The organism is Bradyrhizobium sp. P5_C11_2 (genome assembly GCF_054049755.1).
In genome coordinates this window covers 1-1355 of sequence record NZ_JBFULT010001007.1, presented here as the reverse complement: position 1 = coordinate 1355, position 1355 = coordinate 1, and the positions used below count along the sequence as shown (strand labels likewise).

The window sequence follows — 1355 nt, the reverse complement described above, 5'->3', positions numbered from 1 at the left end:
GCACAGACCAGATCAAGATGGTCGAGCTCAAGATCAGCCAGGGCGCCAAGCCCGGCCATGGCGGCGTGCTGCCCGCGGCGAAGGTCTCGGAGGAGATTTCCAAGATCCGCGGCGTTACGATGGGCGAAGACTGCATCTCGCCGGCCTCGCACCGCGCCTTCTCCACGCCGGTCGGCATGATGCAGTTCATCGCCGAGATGCGCAGGCTCTCCGGTGGCAAGCCGACCGGCTTCAAGCTCTGCATCGGCCACCCCTGGGAATTTTTGGCGATCTGCAAGGCGATGCTCGAGACCGGCATCTATCCGGACTTCATCGTCGTCGACGGCAATGAGGGCGGCACCGGCGCCGCGCCGCTGGAGTTCATGGACCATCTCGGCATGCCGATGCGCGAGGGCGTCAACTTCGTGCACAATGCGCTGATCGGCATCAATGCCCGCGACCGCATCAAGCTCGGCGCCTCCGGCAAGATCGCGACCGCCTTCGACATGGCGCGCGCGATGGCGATCGGTGCCGACTGGTGCAATTCGGCGCGCGGCTTCATGTTCTCGCTCGGCTGCATCCAGTCGCTGAGCTGCCACACCGACCGCTGCCCGACCGGCGTCGCAACGCAGGATCCGACCCGGGCGCGCGCGCTCTACGTGCCGCTCAAGATCGACCGCGTGCACAATTATCATCACGCGACGCTGCATTCGCTGACCGAGCTGATTGCCGCGGCCGGCCTGACGCATCCGCAGCAGCTGCGGCCGGTCCACTTCAGCCAGCGCAGCTCGTCGACCCAGGTCAGGTCCTTCGCCCAGCTCTATCCCTCGCTGCGCCCGGGCGAATTGCTCGAAGGTACGGAGGACCCGCGGTTCGGCGAGGCCTGGCGGATGGCGCGGGCGGACACGTTCCAGCCGGCGCTGTGAGGCACAGGTCCACCGTATGATACCACCGGGCCTGGTCTTCACGTAATTTCGTCGGGAGCCAACCCAGGGTTTAACATCTGCGTCAGCTTTGGGTGTAAATTAGACCCATGGACGAGCGGCGTGACAAAGCCAGGCATCGCGTCTTGAAGGCCGGAACCATCGAGTTCGGCGGCGGCGCGATCGACTGCACCGTCCGCAATTTCTCCGACACCGGCGCAGCCCTCGACGTCACCAGCCCCCTCGGCATCCCCGAGCATTTCACCCTGTTCATCCAGGCCGACGGAACCCATCTGCGGTGCACCGTGGTCTGGCGCAAGGAAAAGCGGATCGGGGTGCGGTTCGGGTGAGGTCTATGCTTGGGGCAAGCTCACGCCTCTTGCTCCGCTGTCGTCCCGGCGAAGGCCGGGACCCATACTCCGAGGATTGAGTTTGGCGAAGGCTCGTCAACTC

Annotated in this window: 2 protein-coding genes; both read left to right on the top strand. The window is 65.2% G+C overall.

Going from position 1 to position 1355, the window contains the following annotated elements; all coding sequences use genetic code 11:
- Positions 1 to 905: glutamate synthase-related protein (locus ACXJL8_RS41170; protein WP_456687049.1), on the top strand; the 905-nt coding region annotated here is incomplete at its 5' end.
- A 107-nt stretch (positions 906 to 1012) separates the two neighbouring features.
- The gene (locus ACXJL8_RS41165; protein ID WP_456619349.1) at positions 1013 to 1252 is read left to right on the top strand and encodes a PilZ domain-containing protein; all 240 of its coding nucleotides are present in this window, start codon (positions 1013 to 1015) and stop codon (positions 1250 to 1252) included.
- Positions 1253 to 1355 lie beyond the last annotated feature (103 nt).

Coding starts and splice junctions, on each gene's coding strand:
- ACXJL8_RS41165 (WP_456619349.1), top strand. CDS start 1,013: ATGGACGAGCGGCGTGACAAAGCCAGGCATCGCGTCTTGAAGGCCGGA.